At 31.7% G+C, this 18,871-nt stretch carries 9 protein-coding genes; 8 read left to right on the top strand and 1 reads right to left on the bottom strand.

What is annotated here, in order from left to right; translation table 11 throughout:
• Position 1 precedes the first annotated feature (1 nt).
• The 5 genes from pknB to KTF99_RS01590 all read left to right on the top strand — a co-directional run bounded on the left by pknB (position 2) and on the right by KTF99_RS01590 (position 9,383).
• Positions 2 to 1,948, top strand: a complete 1,947-nt coding sequence (pknB, locus tag KTF99_RS01610; protein ID WP_008792071.1) for a Stk1 family PASTA domain-containing Ser/Thr kinase — start codon at positions 2 to 4, stop codon at positions 1,946 to 1,948.
• Between the two features lie 9 nt (positions 1,949 to 1,957).
• Positions 1,958 to 2,833 (top strand): ribosome small subunit-dependent GTPase A, encoded by an 876-nt coding sequence (gene rsgA / locus KTF99_RS01605; protein WP_029481634.1) that lies wholly within the window; start codon positions 1,958 to 1,960, stop codon positions 2,831 to 2,833.
• Positions 2,826 to 3,467, top strand: a complete 642-nt coding sequence (gene rpe, locus KTF99_RS01600; RefSeq protein ID WP_003538443.1) for a ribulose-phosphate 3-epimerase — start codon at positions 2,826 to 2,828, stop codon at positions 3,465 to 3,467. The genes rsgA and rpe overlap by 8 nt, the downstream gene beginning before the upstream one ends.
• Positions 3,464 to 4,054 (top strand): thiamine diphosphokinase, encoded by a 591-nt coding sequence (locus KTF99_RS01595; protein WP_008792070.1) that lies wholly within the window; start codon positions 3,464 to 3,466, stop codon positions 4,052 to 4,054. Before rpe ends, KTF99_RS01595 begins: the two co-directional genes overlap by 4 nt.
• Before the next feature lie 172 nt (positions 4,055 to 4,226).
• Positions 4,227 to 9,383 (top strand): beta-N-acetylglucosaminidase domain-containing protein, encoded by a 5,157-nt coding sequence (locus KTF99_RS01590; RefSeq protein WP_029481632.1) that lies wholly within the window; start codon positions 4,227 to 4,229, stop codon positions 9,381 to 9,383.
• Between the two features lie 130 nt (positions 9,384 to 9,513).
• Here KTF99_RS01590 and KTF99_RS01585 read toward each other — a convergent pair whose 3' ends face one another.
• On the bottom strand, positions 9,514 to 9,996 hold the full coding sequence (locus KTF99_RS01585) for a PTS sugar transporter subunit IIA (protein ID WP_003538437.1): 483 nt from the start codon (positions 9,994 to 9,996) through the stop codon (positions 9,514 to 9,516).
• 462 nt (positions 9,997 to 10,458) lie between these two features.
• Between KTF99_RS01585 and nagE the strand changes: the two genes are divergently transcribed.
• The 3 genes from nagE (at position 10,459) to KTF99_RS01570 (ending at position 18,638) form a co-directional block, all read left to right on the top strand.
• A complete protein-coding gene (gene nagE, locus KTF99_RS01580) occupies positions 10,459 to 11,919 on the top strand; it encodes an N-acetylglucosamine-specific PTS transporter subunit IIBC (RefSeq protein ID WP_008792068.1) in 1,461 nt (486 codons plus the stop codon).
• Positions 11,920 to 11,938: 19 nt separating this feature from the next.
• Positions 11,939 to 12,769: a PRD domain-containing protein gene (locus KTF99_RS01575; RefSeq protein WP_008792067.1), complete on the top strand. Its 831-nt coding sequence runs from the start codon at positions 11,939 to 11,941 to the stop codon at positions 12,767 to 12,769.
• A 187-nt stretch (positions 12,770 to 12,956) separates the two neighbouring features.
• A complete protein-coding gene (locus KTF99_RS01570) occupies positions 12,957 to 18,638 on the top strand; it encodes a beta-N-acetylglucosaminidase domain-containing protein (RefSeq protein WP_029481630.1) in 5,682 nt (1,893 codons plus the stop codon).
• Positions 18,639 to 18,871: the final 233 nt, after the last annotated feature.

The raw sequence follows: 18,871 nt of genomic DNA, 5'->3' as shown, positions 1-18,871 counted from the left end.
GATGGCAAAAATAATTGCAGAACGTTATGAATTGTTAGAACTAATTGGTCAAGGCGGAATGGCAGATGTTTATTTAGCTCAAGATATTATCTTAAATCGTACTATTGCGATTAAGATTCTTCGAACTAGCCTTGCTAAAGATCCAATATATGTAACTAGATTTCAACGTGAAGCTAGTGCAGCAGCTGCACTTTCTCATAAAAATATTGTTGAAATATATGATGTTGGTGAGGATGAAGATAAATATTATATTGTCATGGAATATGTGCCGGGTATGACGTTAAAAGAGTTGATTTTAAAGCGTGGTGCTGTTCATGTAGTTGAAGCAATTGATATTATGAAACAAGTAATTAGTGGAATTTCTAAAGCTCATCAGCTAGGGATTATCCATCGTGATTTAAAACCGCAAAATATTTTGGTTACTGATAGTGGAGTGGCTAAAATTGCCGATTTTGGAATTGCTTCAATGCAATCTCTAGCGCAGGTAACCCAGACAGATGTTATTATGGGCTCATTGCATTATTTAGCTCCAGAATTAGCACGTGGTGAAAAAGCGACTGCCCAAAGTGACGTATATGCTTTAGGAATTGTTTTTTATGAGTTGTTACGGGGAGAAGTACCATTTAATGGTGAATCACCAGTTAATATTGCATTAAAGCATATGCAGGAAGATCTACCATCATTGTTGGAGTTTAATCCTTCAATTCCCCAGTCTGTTGAGAATATTGTAATTAAAGCTACTGCTAAAAATCTTAATGATCGTTATAAAAGTGCAACAGAAATGTTGGATGATATAAAGACTTGTATGGAGCGTCAGGATGAAGAAAAATTAGTTTTTTCACATGACCAAGATACTGATCCAACAATTGTTATTGATCCTCGTTCCGCATTTACTAGTGGCAATACTGCACCAATCGTAGATCCAGTTGAAGAAAAAGAAGTGGCAGCCCCTAAAAAAGAAGGTTTTTTCAGTAAATTAGTTAATAAATTTAAAGGTTTAGATACAAAAGCTAAGGTGGCAGTTGGTGTGGTTACTGCTTTAGTTATCGCGGGAATTGCTTTTGCGATTTATCTTGGAGTGAAGCCAGATACTAGTCTAATGCCTGATTTAACAGAAAAAACAGTTGAACAAGCAAAAGAAATTTTAAAAGAATATAATGTTACTATTAGCGATGATATTACTGAAGAACTATCTGATGAATATGAAAAAGGTGAAATCATTGCAACAGACCCTAAAAAAGGAACGACGATCAAAGAAGGTGATGTCGTTAAAGTAACAGTATCGAAAGGCAAATATATTGTTCTTGAAGATTACACTGGAAAAAAAGAAGATGTTGCTAAAAAGGCATTAGAAAAATTGAAATTTGAAGTAGAGATTGAATATGAGATATCTTCTAAAACTAAAGGAACTGTAATTGATCAAAGTATTGAAAAAGGAACTAAAGTAGATCCAACTGAAAAAGATCGTAAAATTATTTTAACAGTATCAAAAGGTGATTATGTAGTTCTTGGTAATTATGTAGGAATGGATCAAAATAAGGCCAAAGAAGCACTGACAAAACTTGGGTTTGATGTTACGATCAAAGAAACTAGTTCAGAACAAGCAGTTGGAACAGTTGTTGAACAGAGTTTAAAAGAAGGGCATAAGGTTGATCCTGATGAAAAAGATCGGACAATTACATTGACTGTTTCTTCGGGAATTAAAATTGAAGTACCAAATGTTAAAGGAATGGATATTGATGCTGCTGCGACCTTACTAACAAATAAAGGTTTTTCAGTTAAACGGGAAACATTGCCAACACCTACAGATCCAAATGAAATTGAAAAGATTACTGTAAATCAAGTAGTCCGTCAAAGTTTAGATGCCTTTACTACGGTAACTAAGAAGAATGAATCTATTACACTTTATTATTATAATTATAAACCTGAAATACCTACAGATGATTAGGAGGTAGAGATGTCACAAGGAAGAATTATTAAAGCATTAGCAGGGTTTTATTATGTCGAAGATGATCATCAAATAATTCAATGTCGTGCTAGGGGGAAATTTCGTAAGGATGAGATTAAGCCCCTGGTTGGTGACTTTGTTGAATATGAAGTCGAAGGTGATAATGATGGCTATGTAATGAATGTATTGCCTCGTCATAATTGTTTAGTTCGACCACCTATTTGTAATGTTGATCAAGCTCTGATTGTTAGTTCTTGTAAGGAACCTGATTTTTCATCAATATTATTAGATAAATTTCTTTTAGTAATTGAGCATTTAGGAATTGAACCAATTATTATTATTTCTAAAATGGATTTAGATGAAGATAAAAGCGTTAAACAATATGTTAAAGATTATCGTCAGGCTGGATATCGGGTATATGAAATAAGCTCAAAAGATAATCATGGGCTTGAGGAATTAAAAACAGTCTTTAAAGATAAAGTATCAGTGATTACTGGACAAAGTGGGGTAGGCAAAAGTAGTTTTTTGAATGCCTTAGATATTAATTTAAAATTGGAAACAAATGAGATATCAAAATCTCTTGGGCGAGGAAAACATACAACTCGTCATGTTGAACTGCTCAAGATGTATGGTGGATATCTTGGAGATACACCTGGTTTTTCTTCATTAGAATTGGAAATGACACCGGAAGAACTAGCTGTAGCCTATCATGATTTTGCTCAATTTAGTCATGAATGCAAGTTTAGAGGATGTTTACACGATAGTGAACCTAATTGTGGGGTAAAAAAAGCCGTTGAAGATGGAAAAATATCTAAAGAACGCTATGAGCATTATTTAATGAATTTACAAGATGTAAAAAAGAAAGAGGAACGGAAGTATGGTTAAAGTAGCACCTTCATTATTATCAGCTAATTTTGCTTATTTGAAAGAAGAGATTAACGCAATCAAAGCGGCAGATTGGATTCATTATGATGTAATGGATGGACATTTTGTTCCAAACATATCATTTGGATATAGTATTTTAAAAGATGTTAGTAAAGTAACGGATATGTATCTTGATGTACATTTAATGATTACTGATCCAGCTAAATATGTGGATAATTTTATTAATAGTAATGCGTCATTAATTGTTTTTCATTATGAAGCAGTTGCTGAAGATAAGATTAATGAATTAATCGCTCATATTAAGGAGCATGATGTGGAGGTCGGGCTATCAATTAAGCCGGATACACCAGTAGAAGTACTAAAACCATTTTTGAATGAGTTAGATGTTGTTTTAGTAATGTCAGTTGAGCCCGGTTTTGGTGGGCAAAAATTTAATTCGGCAGCTGTTGATAAAATTGCACAGCTGGCAACACTCAGAAAAGAAAATAATTATCATTATTTAATTGAAGTAGATGGAGGAATCAATGAATCGACTTCCAAGTTATGTAATGATGCTGGAGTTGACGTTTTAGTGGCTGGCAGCTATGTTTTTGGTAGTGATGATTATACGAAAGCAATAGAGTCACTAAAATGAAGATAGGTATTTGTAGTGCACTGGCTTGTAAACTCGATGACAGTTTAAAATATATTGGTGTTGATCATGGTGTTGAAATATTACTTAAACAGGGGATTAAGCCTGTCTTTGCAATTGGTGATTTTGATTCGATTGAAAACGAGAATGTTTTAAGTGAGTTAGATATAGAAAGATTGCCAACTCGTAAAGATGTGACCGATACACATGCAGCTTTAGAATATGCTTTGGAGAATGGTTATGATGAAGTAGATATTTATGGTGTGACGGGCGGTCGTTTAGATCATTTTCTTAGCGTTATGTGTCTTTTGGAAAAATATGCAGATAAAAAAATTAGAATTATTGATCAGCAAAATGTTATTCAATTATTATTGCCGGGAACACATAAGGTGTATCAAGATGAATATAAGTATTTTTCATTATATGCACTAGATGATGCTTATATTGATATTGATGGTGCTGAGTACCCATTGAATCAGTATTTTTTACAACGACAGGATCCATTATGTGTATCCAATCAAGTAAGTTGTGAAATTGCAACTATCACAAATAGTAAACCAATCGTTCTGGTTAAATCAAAAGATGCTTGATAAATCCATTTTTTGTAATCGCTTTCTTGACAGGGGATAATTGTCATGATATACTCGTGAAGTAAATGGATTGTTACTATTAGATTAGGCAAGACCGATGTACAGATTATTTTCTGTATATCGGTCTTTTATTTTTCTAATCCATTTGACTAAATCTTAGGGAGGAAAAAAGATGGCAAGATTTTGGGACAAAGCTTTAAAATCTTCATTAGCAATGTTGGTTGTATTTAGTACACTATTTTTTATGTCACCAAATATAAAAGTAGAAGCTAAAGAAACAAATTATGAAATTTATCCAACACCACATGAAATTACTTATCAAGATAAGGATTATGTTATTCGTTCACAAGTTAATGTGGTATATGAAGATGGAATTGATGCTGCTACTAAAAAGAGAATGACTGAAGTATTAGAGTCAAAAAATAAACAAATTAGCACATCTAAGCAGAAAGTAGACGGAAAAACAAATATTTTAGTTGGTACATATAAATCTGGAGGGTATGTTGATGGCTATGTTAAATCCAACTATAGCGTTGAAGAGAGTCTATTTAGTAAATTTGGGGCGCATTTTGTTGCTTCAAATAATGGTGAAATTGTTATTTTAGGAAAAGATACTGATGGGGCATTTTATGGAATTACCTCATTAAAACATATTTTTAATCAAATGGATGGATCAACAATCCGTAACTTTGTAATTAAAGATTATGCTGATACCGATATTCGTGGTTTTATCGAAGGGTACTATGGGATTCCTTGGTCAAATGAAGATAGAATGTCATTAATGAAATTTGGTGGTGATTTCAAAATGACTTCTTATGTATTTGCACCTAAAGATGATCCATATCATAAAAATTTATGGCGTGAATTATATCCTGAAGAGGAACTCGCAGCCATTAAGGAAATGGTTCAAGTAGGAAATGATTCTAAATGTAGATTTGTATGGACAGCCCATCCATTTATGGGTGGTTTCAATACATCTAAAGTAGATGAAGAAATTGCTTCATTACTTAAAAAGTTTGATCAATTGTACGATGCTGGGGTACGCCAATTTGGTGTTCTTGGTGATGATGTTGGTAGCCTAGACCGTAGTGTTGTAATTAAAATGATGAATAGTGTATCAGCTTGGGCAAAAGAAAAAGGAGATGTTTATGATTCTGTTTTCTGTCCAGCAGGATATAATCATTCATGGCAAGGGGATTATTCTGAATTAAGTGATTATGATGCTGGATTCCCTGAAGATGTGAAAATTTTCTGGACTGGTGAAGCAGTGTGTCAACCAGTTGAACAAAAAACATTAGATCATTTTAAAAGAAACAGATTACCAGAAGGGGCTGACGAAAGAAGAAGTCCACTGTTCTGGTTGAACTGGCCTGTCAATGATATTAACGGTTCACGTTTAATGATGGGGAAAGGAAGTTTATTACACACTGATATTAATATTGATGATTTAAGTGGGGTAGTAACTAATCCAATGCAAGAAGCTGAAGCTTCTAAAGTGGCTATTTTTGCGGTAGCTGATTATGCATGGAATGTTAAAAGCTTTAATGATGATCAAAGTTGGGCTGATTCATTTAAATATATTGATCAAGAGGCAAGTGAGGAATTACATACATTAGCTAAGCATATGTCTAATCCTCAACCTAATGGTCATGGCTTAGTTTTAGCTGAATCTGAAGAATTACAACCATTAATTAATGAGTTTAAAACTAAGTTAGCTAATGGTGATTCAATTATTGAAAGTGGAAAACAATTAATTGCAGAAATGAATGTGATTATTGATGCTTGTGATGGTTTCCATGCAAATAGTAAAAATGAAAACCTGAAAAAAGAATTATTATCTTTTACCGGTTCTTTAAAAGATTTAGCGACAGCAATTAAACATTTTACAGAATCAGCAATTGCAATTGAAGAAAATGATATGGTTACAGCTTTTAATCAATTCTCAAATGCATCATCAGAATTAATTAATAGTCAAAATCATATCCGTAAATTATTAAATGGAACAGCTAAAGTTAGTCCTGGATCAACACATTTGATTCCTTTGGCAAAAGCTTTACAAGATAAACTTTCAGGACCAATTAATGACTATATTGCTAGTGGAGAAACAGAACAACCATTAGAAATTAGTGCTTCATCAAGCTTTACTACTTGGCATTCAGGTAAAATAGCTGATATTGTTGATGGTAATAATGATACTGCAGCATGGCATAATGGATATGAAAAAGCTGGTCAATATTTCCAAGTGGATCTAAGTAAACCAACGACTATTTATGGTGTTCATATTTTAAATGGTGCTAATAATAGTGATAAAAAAGAAGATACTTTTGGTTATGCAAAATTACAATATTCTACTGATGGAACAACTTTTAAAGATTTAAATAAAGAAGTATATGGTGAATATGCATCACAAGTAGATGTTACTAATATTGAAATTGAAGATGTTGTTGCCGTACGTTATGTATGTAGCGAAGTTGGTGGCGGAAACAAATGGCCGGCAATGCGTGAATTTACTGTTGTTACACAACCGGCAGAAGAGGAACAATTTACTAAAGAAGTGATCCGTACTACGGATGGATGGAGTATTTATGGTGGTAGTGATGCTAATCTTATTGATGGTGATTTAACTACTAAAGTACATTATAATGTTAGACAAAAAGGGGAACCTGCAAATACAACTATTCCAGGTGATTATGTAGGGGTTAAATTATCTAAACCAATTACTTTAGGTAAGATTAATATTCTTCAAGGTAACACTGATAGCGATGGTGATTATTTTAAAGATGCTGATTTACAATATTCATTAGATGGTAAAACTTGGACAACAGTTGAAACATATAAAAATACAATTAATATTGTGACTGATTTGTCAGATCAAAATATTACTGCTCAATATGTCCGATTGGTTAATAAGGTTAATCAAAACACTTGGATTGCTATGCGTGAATTTGATGTAGCAGCTAAGGTATATCATAATGGTAAAGTATTTACTAATGTTAGTGAATATAAGAGTTTAACTGCTGATTATTTAGATGAAAGTGCTAAAATTACGCCAGCTAAAGGGATTACTTTAGCTAATGGTGATTATGTAGGTTTAAAACTAGATCGAATTCATGAATTAAAAGATATTGTTAGTGAATTAACAAATGATAGTTTGACCATTCAAGTTTCTAAAAATAGTTATGAGTGGCAAAACGTAAATGCTGGTAATGTAAGTGCTGATGCTCGTTATGTTCGTATTATTAATAATAATGAGGCTGAAGTAACTTTTGATCTTAATAAATTTATTGTAAATACAGTTGAGATTAAAGAGAAATCAATTACAAGTAGTAATTTTTCAATCGATAAACCATTGAATGTATTTGATGGTGATCTTACTACGGCTACTGCTTATCAGGGATCACAAAATGTTGGCAAGTATTTCACATATGATTTAGGTCAAGAAATAACTTTAAATTCATTTAAAGCTATATGTACTGATAGCGAATGGGATTATCCACGTCATGGAAAGTTCTCAGTTTCTACTGATGGTGAAACTTGGACAGAAATCATGCTTTTAGGTAATCAAAATGAAAATAACCCAGGTGAAGCTGAAAATACTGATGAAATTGGTTTTGTTTTACCAAGTCATGAAATTTCATATAATGCAAAAAAAGTAGATGGTTTAAATCTGCAAGCTCGTTATTTAAAATTTGAAATTACTAGAACTAAAGTTGGAGCTGATAAATGGGTTAGATTCCAAGAATTAGAAATAAATAATGGGGAATTTATACCTTCACAAAACAATCCAACCTTTACATCTAGTAGTCAAGAAACAAGAGATGGATTATTTAGTTATATGGTTGATGGGGATATTTCAACAATGTTTATTCCTAAAGATGCTAATGGTTATGTGAACTATAGTTTATCATCTAATAACCAAGTAAACACAATTAAAATTATTCAAAATAGTGCTGTAATTTCTAATGCAGTTGTTAAAGCAAGATTATTTACAAATGCAAGTGCAGAACAATGGGTAACTTTAGGAACATTATCACAAGCAATTAATGAATTTGTTTTACCTGAAAATACAATCTTATTAGATATTAAGGTTGAGTGGGGGGATGTGATTCCTAATATTACAGAATTATCAACATATAAATCTGAGGTCACTACACTTAATGTTGATGCGCTTAAAGCTTTAATTGATAACAAGGAAGATTTATCTTCATGGACAGCTGCAGCAGCTGCAACATATGGAGATGCTTATAATGCAGGTAAGCAAGTACTTGAAAGTGAGTATGCTTCACAAACAACTGTTGATAATGCCGTTAGAGCAATTAATAAGGCAATTGAAAATAAAGTATTAAAAGGCGATTTAAGTAAATTGGAAATAATTATCGCTAATGCACATACTGATCAAAATAATTACACTGCGGCTTCATGGTTAGCATATAGTAAAGCTATTGAGGCAATTAATAAGGCAATTGCTAATGGTGATAATACTTCAGTTGCAGATGTTGATAAATTAATTGCTAATTATGATCTAGCAAATACTAATTTAGTATTTAATCCTTCAAATCAAGAAGAAGCAATTATTACAATTGAAGGAGAAAATGATTTTGTAGCTTCGGTTACAAATCCAGAAAAACTTTACACAATCAACTCATGGAAAATGTATCTAGAAGCTAAGGCAAAAGTTGAACAGTTGATTATAGATAATCAAAGCACTCCTGTACACCCTGATGAATTTGCGAAAGCTATTAGTGAATTAGCTGCTGCTAAAGAAAAATTAGTAGTTGTTGGTGATCTAAAAGATATTTTAGATACAGCTAATAAAGTTAATCAAGAATTATATACAACTAGCAGTTACAAAGGATTAGCTGATGCAATTGCTGAAGCAACTGCAAGATTAGAAAATGGAACTGCTGAAGAAATTGATGCTAGTATCAAAGCACTTGATAATGCACTTAAAGCTCTTGTAGTTCGTGCTAAAGCTGATGAAGTAAAAGAATATATTAACAGTATTACATTAGTGGATTTAAGCAAATACACTGACAGTTCTGCTAAAATATATCAAGAGGCATATAATGTTTTAAAAGCTATGCTTGATAACTTAAGTGATATTTCTGCTAAAGAATTTATTGAGGCTAAAAACAATTTTGAAACAGCGGTTGCTAAATTAGAAGAAAAAGCAACAGTAGCCCCAATACCAACACCGACTCCAAACGAACTTCCTGCTAGTGATTCTGCGAAAACAGGTGATGATGTAAATATTTTTGCCTATGTAACAGGATTAGGCGTTGTTGTTATTGTTGGTATATACTGGCTGTTAAGAAAAAAAGAGGAATAATTTAATAGATGTTAAAAAGCGAAATTTAAATTTCGCTTTTTATACTGTAAATAAAAAACGAGCCTAATTTTTGAAATGAGGCCCCTTATTTGGTTATCCAAATAAGGGGCTTCATTTAATTTAGACTCAATCATTTATAAGTAAAAATGGTTTTACCAGTTTCAACAGATGAAGCAGTAGTAAATGTTTTAATAGGGTGAGATTCATAGTTGCAAACAATAATAGGGGTAATAACCTTATTATTTAGGACTTTTAATAAATTATCGCTTAGTGTAACAATATCTGCTCCTAAAGAAACATAGTCACCGGCTTTTACATGATACTGAAAATTATTAGCATCTGGCTTTGCTCTATTGATACCAATATGTACTAGTAAATGAAGACCATTAGGAAGGGTCATAACAAATGCGTGTTTAGTATTAGCAATAACACTAATTATTCCCTCACATGGTGCAACAAGTTTATTATCGGTAATTTCAATTGCAAGACCATCACCGACCATTTTGTTAGCAAATGCTTTGTCGGGGATATTTTCCAGACGAATAACTTTGCCACAGGCAGGAGCACATACTGTATTTTTTTTATTTTTTAATAGTCTAGTAAAAAAATTCATTCATTATCTCCTTTTAAATATAGAAAAAGGCATTAGTGATATCAAAAAATAATCACTAATGCCTAATTTAATAGTAACATCGTTATATTTATAATATCGACTAAATAATTATATGTCAAGAATATCTTTAAATATTCTTATATTATACCAATTATTTTATAAAATGATAATATGTAGTTATGATTTAATGTATATAGCCACAGATATATCTATTGACATGATTTGATAATAAAAGGTATAATTTCTTACATAGTGCGAACTTAGTTCGTTGTATTTTTTTTAACACAAAGTAAGCGCTTTAGTGATACAATAGGTTTGGATATATTATTCTGCACGAAAAATAGTACATTTTCGTTCGGACAAAAAAAACACATTAATTTACTAATAATCAATGTGTTTAGAAACATAAATATATTGAATGGAAAGGTACAGTTAAATCCTATATTGATTGGGGGGATGGGAATGATGAAATACATGCAAAGATTGGGAAAATCATTGATGTTGCCTGTATCAGTGATGCCAATTGCTGCATTATTAAAGGGAATTGGTTATTGGATCGACCCAACAGGATGGGGAAGTAATAATGCTATTGCTGCTTTTTTGATTGAATCTGGGGGAGCGATTATTGATAATTTACCAATTTTATTTGCTGTAGGAATTGCTATTGGAATGTCTCAGGAACGAGAGTTAACGGTAGCTCTAAGTGCGGTTGTTTCTTATATGATTGTTTCTAGGCTGCTTTCACCACCGGCTGTAGCATTGATAAAAGGAATTCCCGAAGCAGAAGTTTCTGCTGCTTTTGAAAATTCTGCAAATGCATTTGTTGGAATAATTTCAGGTCTTGTAGTGGCATATAATTATAAAAAGTTTTCGAAAGTAAAGTTACCTGATGCGTTATCTTTTTTTGGTGGAAAGCGTTTTGTCCCAATAATATCGACTGCTTCAATGCTAGTTATTTCTTTATTATTACTAATTGTTTGGCCGTTTTTTTATGAATGTTTTGTATCATTTGGAGAAATGATTTCGAAATTAGGACCAGTTGGAGCTGGATTATATGGATTTTTTAATCGATTATTAATTCCTACTGGATTACATCATGCACTCAATTCTGTCTTTTGGTTTGATGTGGCAGGAATTAATGATATTGGCAAATTTTGGGGAACAGTGTCTGGAGGCATTAAAGGAGTAACTGGTATGTATCAGGCTGGTTTTTTTCCAGTAATGATGTTTGGATTACCAGCAGCTGCAATCGCTATTTACCAAAGTGCTAGACCTGAACGAAAAAAACAAGTTGGAACGATTTTATTGTCTGCTGCTTTTGCTTCATTTGTTACTGGGGTTACAGAACCATTGGAGTTCTCTTTTATGTTTGTTGCACCAGTATTATATTTTATTCATGCTCTATTAACAGGAATAATGCTATTTGTGGCTGCGGTATTTAAATGGCTTGCGGGCTTTGGCTTTTCGGCAGGATTGATTGATTATATTTTGAGTATTAAAGCCCCGTTCTCTAACGATATATTTATGCTGATTCCACTTGGATTGATTTGTGCTTTTATATATTATTGCATTTTTAGATTTATGATAGTTCGTTATAATTTAATGACACCTGGTCGGGAGACTGATGAAGATATAATTGAAATTGAGGAAGAGGAATACAATATTACATTAGAAAATCAAGACTATGATGAGATTGCAATTGTTTTGATAGAAGCTTTGGGGGGGCGAAATAATGTGCAGTTTGCAGATAGCTGTATTACACGATTACGTGTGGAATTAGGTAATCCTGATTTAGTTGATGAACAAGCTATATTAGCTACTGGAGCAACAGGAATTATAAAAATTGGAAAAAATAATTTACAAATTATCATAGGCACCGAAGTACAATTTATTGTCGATGCCATGAATGACATATTAATGTAAATGGATGGAGGCAATAACATTGAAGATACTCAAGGTTTTTAATAATAATAGTGTTGCAGCAATATCAGATGAGTTAGGTGATATAATTTTAACTGGTTCGGGGATCGGTTTTCAAAAGAGAATTGGTGATGAAGTTGACGAAAGCAGGATTGAAAAGACATATTTTTTTAAAGATGATCAGCAGAAACGATTTGAGCAATCGATTGAAACAGTACCTGCTATATATTTTGAAATAACTAATAAAATTGTTAATCAAGCTAATAAGGAATTAGATACAGATTTTAGTGGTGAAATATTTTTAGCGATAAGTGATCATATTTCATTTGCAGTAAAAAGAAAAAAGGAAGAGATTTATCTTCCTAATGTTGTTTTGAGTGAAACAAAAGTATTATATAAAAAAGAATATAAAGTTGGTTTATGGGCACTTGATTATATAGAAGAAAAAACGGGGATACGGTTAGATGACGACGAAGCAGGTTATATTGCTTTACATTTAGTAAACTTTTCACTCGATAATAAGGCAAATAATGCAACGAAAATTGTTACTTTGACAAAAGAAGTACTAAATGTGATTAAATTATCAATGAAAGTTGACTTAGAGGAGGATTCTCTAGGTTATGCGCGAATTTCAACTCATTTAAAGTATTTAGCGGAAAGAATTTTTAGGGATGAAATTGATGAATTGCAAGATACTACAGCGGATATCCGGGAAATGTTGAAAGAAGATTTACGATTGTCTCTGTGTATTAATCGGATTGTTAAATTAATTCGTGATCGTTATGATTATGAATTATCACCAGACGAGCAAACTTATTTATGTATACATATAAAAAAGAACGCAAAATTATAATGGAAGCGCTTGACGTTTACTAAATATTTTGCTAATATTTACTTGTAAATACGGATTGTTACTCTAAGCAGGCAAGACCAAATATGTATTATGTTTTTTAGCATAATTATATTTGGTCTTTATTTTTGTTTAAAATCTGTATTGATTTATTTATATAATGTATAACTAATATTGATAATTTTTGGGAATGGGACTCGATATTAACTATACGGGAAAGGAAAAGGAGATAATGAGAAAAATTAAAAAAAATACTCATAAACTGATGTCTATGTTTTTGGCAGTACTAATGGTTTTCGGTTGTTTTAGTGCATGGCCAACACAAGTTAGTGCTGCTGAGTCAGATTATGAAATTTATCCTAAACCACATTTGATGGAATATCAAAGTGGTGATTACGTTATTCATCAAAATATTAATATTGTATATGAAGATGGTATTGATGAATATACTAAAGCTAGAATGAATGAGGTATTGGCAATCAAGAAGATAAATGCTACTATCTCAAATGAAATTAAAGAAGATCAAACTAATATCTTAGTAGGTATTAAAGGATCAGATGGATACGTTGATAAACATGTATCTAAAAATTACACATTAAAAACAAGTGGATTATATGATAAATTAGATTCATATTTATTAGCCTCAGATAATGGGACAATTACTGTATTAGGTAAAGATACTGATGCTGCATTTTATGGAATCACTAGTTTATATCATATCTTTAACCAGATGGATAGTTATTCAATCCGTAACTTTGTAATGGAAGATTACGCTGATGTAGCTAGTCGAGGATTCATTGAAGGATATTATGGAAACCCTTGGTCAACAGAAGATCGCTCTGAATTGATGAAATGGGGAGGATATTATAAATTAAATTCATATTTTTATGCTCCAAAAGATGACCCTAAACATAATTCTAAATGGCGTGAATTATACAGTGATGAAGAAATTGAAACAAAAATAAAACCGTTAGCACAAGCTGGTAATGAATCAAAATGTCGTTTTGTTTTTGCATTGCATCCGTATATGAATAATGCAATTAGATATAACAGTGAAGAAAATTATCAAGCTGATTTAAAAGTAATGCAGGCTAAATTTGCTCAAGTAATTGAAGCAGGTGTTCGTCAAATTGCAATTCTTGCTGATGATGCTGGAAATGTTGGTGGAGATAACTACATTAAAACTTTGAAAGATATGACTGCATGGATCAAGGAAATGCAAAAAACATATCCAGATTTAAAATTAACATTACCATTTTGTACTCAAGAATATATGGGTAATGGCCAAGGTTACTATACGAATTTCCCAGAAAACGTTCAAATTGTTATGACTGGTGGACGTGTTTGGGGTGAAGTTTCAAATAATTTTACAACAACTTTTACTAATAATGTAGGTCGTGGACCATATATGTGGATCAATTGGCCTTGTACTGATAATTCTAAAAAGCACTTGATTATGGGTGGATATAGTACATTCTTACATCCGGGGGTTGATCCAAATAAGATCCAAGGTATTGTTCTAAATCCAATGCAACAATCTGAACCAAGTAAAGTGGCAATTTTTGGAAATGCATGTTATTCATGGAATATTTGGGAAACTAGTGAAGAAGCAGATGAAATTTGGGAAGATTCATTTAAATATGTTGATCATAATAGCGCAGAAGTAACAGCTGCTTCGGATGCCTTAAAAGAACTATCAAAACATATGATAAATCAAAATATGGATAGTCGTGTAACGCCATTACAAGAGTCAGTAGAATTAAAAGATCGTTTGAATCAATTTAAAACTGCTTTAAATAGTGGTAATACAATCAGTGATGATTTATTTACCGATTTAATTAACGAGTTCACAAAATTACAAACAGCTGCAAAAACTTATCGTAATGAAGCAGGTGACACTCGTATAAAAGATCAAATAATTTATTGGTTAGATTGCTGGGATGATACTACTGAGGCAGCGATTGCTTTAATTAATGGTGTCAAAGCAGTGCAAGATGGTGCTGAAAATGACCAAATTTGGGACTTGTATGCTCAAGGTCAAGCTGCTTTTGAAAGATCAAAAACACATAATTTCCATTATGTTGATCATGATGAATATGCGGAAGTAGGGGTACAACATATTGTACCGTTTATAAAAACAATGGAACAATACTTATCTGATGTTGCATCATCAATTATTGATCCATCAAAACAGGTAACAAAATTTATTACAAATCGTGATGATACACCTACTGGAGCTATTTCAAATGTTTTTGATAATAAAGCCAATACGGAAATTGTTTATAAAAATCCAAATTCTATAAATGAAGGTACATATGTTGGTGTTAGTTACACAAAAGCTATTGATGTAGATAAAGTGATATTTAGATTAGGTACAAATAGTAATTCTAAAGATACTTTTGCAAAATCTAAAGTGCAATTTACTAATGATGGCAAAGAATGGAAAGATTTGGATGGAACTATTTATAATCTACCAAATGAAGTTGTTTTAGAAGATTTAGAATTACAAAATGTAAAAGGAATTAGAATGATTGCCACAGAAGCGAAATCTAATACTTGGTTAGGAATTCGTGATATTGTTGTAAATCCAACAGATGAACCTATTGTAGATAATGATATGGGAACATTATCTATAGATAAATTGTCATTACAAGGCGGTACTCTTGCAAAAGTAACAGATGGAGATAACTCTACATTTGCTCACTTTGCTGAAGATCCGTATAAAGGTGGCACAATTAAAGATTATATACCTATTGATGCCTCATTGATTTTAACATTCAAAAATCCTAAAAAATTAGGAACAATTAATTTTGTTCAAGATAGTAAAACTGATAAAATTACAAAATATGCGCTTGAATATACAATTGATGGTAAAAATTGGCAAGAAATTGCAAAATATGATGGTCAAGCAGCAGTTAATGAGGATGTTTCAGCATTAAACTTAACGGTTAAAGCAGTTAGAATTAGAAATTTAGAATTAAATTTACAAAATGATAGTGCTGGTTTTTGGTGGAAAGTTTATGATTTTAGTGTAAGCAATCCTGCAGCTATAGAAAAGACATTTATGTATACTGATACATGGGAAGTCTACAAAGGAACAGAGTCAAATCTAACGGATGGAGATAACACTACAGCTTTAGATTTTAATACTAAGCCCGGTGATACTAGCCGCGTTGGTGATTTTATTGGTTGGGATTTTGGAAAAACAATTCAGATAGGAAAAGTTCATGCTGTTATTGGTGGAGATCGTAATGCGGGTGACAAGTGGCTTAAATACAGTTTACAATACTCTGCTGATGGTCAAGATTGGACAACATATAAATCATATGAAGGTGTTACTAACGGCAAAGATGTTATTGATGAGAATTTACGTGGAGTAGAGGCAAGATATGTTCGTTTAGTAAATAATGAACAGAAAAATTCTTGGGTAATTTTCTCAGAATTTGATGTTGCCCAATTTGATCCTATTAAAGATTATGATGATACAAATGTATACACAAATACAGAATATAGATTGATAACAGAAAGTAAAGAAGATTTAACTAAATTGATGTATGATGAGGTAATCACATTAACTCAAGGTCAATATATTGGTGTTGATTTATTAAGAATTAAAGATATTAGTGAAATTGTTGTTGATATGAATAAAGATAATTTGACTATAGAAACATCTAAAAATGCACTTGAGTGGACTACTGTAAAAACTAAAACTAGTGAATTACCTGATGCTCGTTATGTAAGAATAATTAATAATACTAATTCTGCCATTACTTTTAATCTTAATAGATTTGAAGTACATTCAAATGAATTATACGCTCCTTCATTATATGAAACAACAATGGGAATTAATAGTTCATGGGGAGTAGCAGAAGATAGTCGTAATAATGGTGCGGCTTTTGATGGTAATATTGATACAACAACAGAATTTGCAGATCTGCCACAAAAAGGACAATACATTATTTATGATTTAGGACAAGAAAGAAATATTTCTAAAATTCAAATGTTCTGCCAAGATTCTGCAGTAAATTATATTCGGGATGCTGATATTCTTATTTCTAATGATTTAGAAAATTGGACAAAGGTTATAACAATTGGTGATGGAGTAGAAAATAAAAATGATGCCTCTGTTACTTGTATAAATTCTGATGCAGGTTATAAAGCATCAAGTACTTATCCTAATAAGGTATTGGTTGAAGGGACTGCTGATAATGTTAAGGCTCGTTATTTAAAAATTTTAATGACAGCAACAAATAATAATCGTGCAGTTTTATTCAATGAAATTGTAATTAATGATGGTGAGTATGTTCCGGTATCAAATGATCCTACTTTTGAATCAAATGCAGTTGAAGTACAAGGATTTGTACCACAAAATATGTTTGACGGTGATTTAACTACAGCATATAAACCAAATACTACTGATGCAGGGTATATTACATATACACTTTCTGATAATTTAGATGTTAAGAAAATAAATATCGTTCAAAAAGGGACAGTAAGTAATGCTAAGGTAATGGCTTTAGTAATGGTTGGTGAAGAAAAACAGTGGGTACAAGTAGGCACTTTAAGCAAATCACTAAATGAGATATATTTACCATTTGATATGACTTATGAATTGAAGATTGTATGGGAAGCAAATAATATCCCAACAATTTCTGAAATTGTAAGATTAAATGATGATGAATTTTTACCAGAATTAGAAGCATTACAAAAATATGTTAACTCATTAAATGTTGATGAAAATAATTATACTGCGTCTTCTTATGCTAAGTATGTTAGCAAATTGAATCAGGCAAATGAAGTTTTATCAACTGCTTCAGGAGATAAGAAATTAATAATCAAAGCATATAGTGAATTACAAATTGCTTATACTAATTTAGTTACTCGTGGTAATGCCCAATTAATTAAAGATGAATTAAATAAAATTGGTGCATTAGTTGCTGATGATTATACTGATTCAACATGGGAGGCATTACAAGATAAAGTTAATGAGGCTAATACTTTATTAGCTAAAGGTGAAGAAGAATTGAACGTTAAAGAAGTTGCTGATATGGTCAACATATTACAAGTAGCTAAATCAAACTTAATTACAAAAGTTTCAGTGAGTAAAGAAGTATTACAAAATTATATAGATACAAATGAGTTGGATAATTTAGATACTAGTAAATATCTAACATCTACTGCAACACCATTTGTAGATGCATTAAAGGTGGCACATGACCTAATTGCTAGTGATGATGCGACAGTTAAACAATTGGAAGATGCTTTAACAGCATTACAAGAAACACGTGCGGCATTGGTTTTAAAAGCAACTGCTGATGAAATTAATGCTATAAATGGATTAATTGATAGTTATAAAGAAAATAATTATACTGCTTCTACATGGAAAGAATTTGTTAAAGTACTAACAGAAGTTAAAGATGCTTTAAATGATGAAAACAGCAGTGAAGATATAGCTGAATTAACAAAAACTTTGAAAGCTGCTGCTGAAAAACTTGTAGAACGAGGAGATTTAACAGATCTTAATATTTTATTAGAAACTGCTGAAGCACTAGATGCTAATAGATATACTGAAGAATCTTATAATAAATTATTGGATATTATTAAAACTATCAAAGTAGAGTTAAAAGATAGTTCAGAAATGCTACAAACTGATGTAGATAAACTACAGGCTAAGTTGCAAGCAGCAATTGATGCATTAGAAATAAAACCATCAGTTACCCCTAATGAAGATGGTATAATTAATGGAAACACTGCATCAGATACAACAACTAGTTCAAAAACTGGTGACGATGTAGTTATTGGATCATTCTTAGTATTAGGAATGTTAAGTATTGCTGGATTATGGCTATACCGTAAAAAAGAAAATTGTTAATAGCGATATATTTCTCTCTCTCTTTTAGAAGAAGGCTGAATAAAAATTCAGCTTTTTTTCTATTTAGGTGAGTATATATATTGACAAAAAATTAAAATATGATATATTAATATCAGTAATCATTACTGTTAATTATAGGTGATGATGAAATAAATAATATAAAAAGGAGATAATTATAATGGCTAAATTTGTATGTTCTGTATGTGGATATGTTTATGAAGGAGATGCAGCTC

The organism is Erysipelatoclostridium sp. MSK.7.34, from assembly GCF_019041935.1.
GTDB lineage: Bacteria > Bacillota_I > Bacilli_A > Erysipelotrichales > Coprobacillaceae > Thomasclavelia > Thomasclavelia ramosa.
The sequence above is the reverse complement of the archived record's forward strand: the minus strand, read 5'-3'. Positions and strand labels throughout refer to the sequence as shown.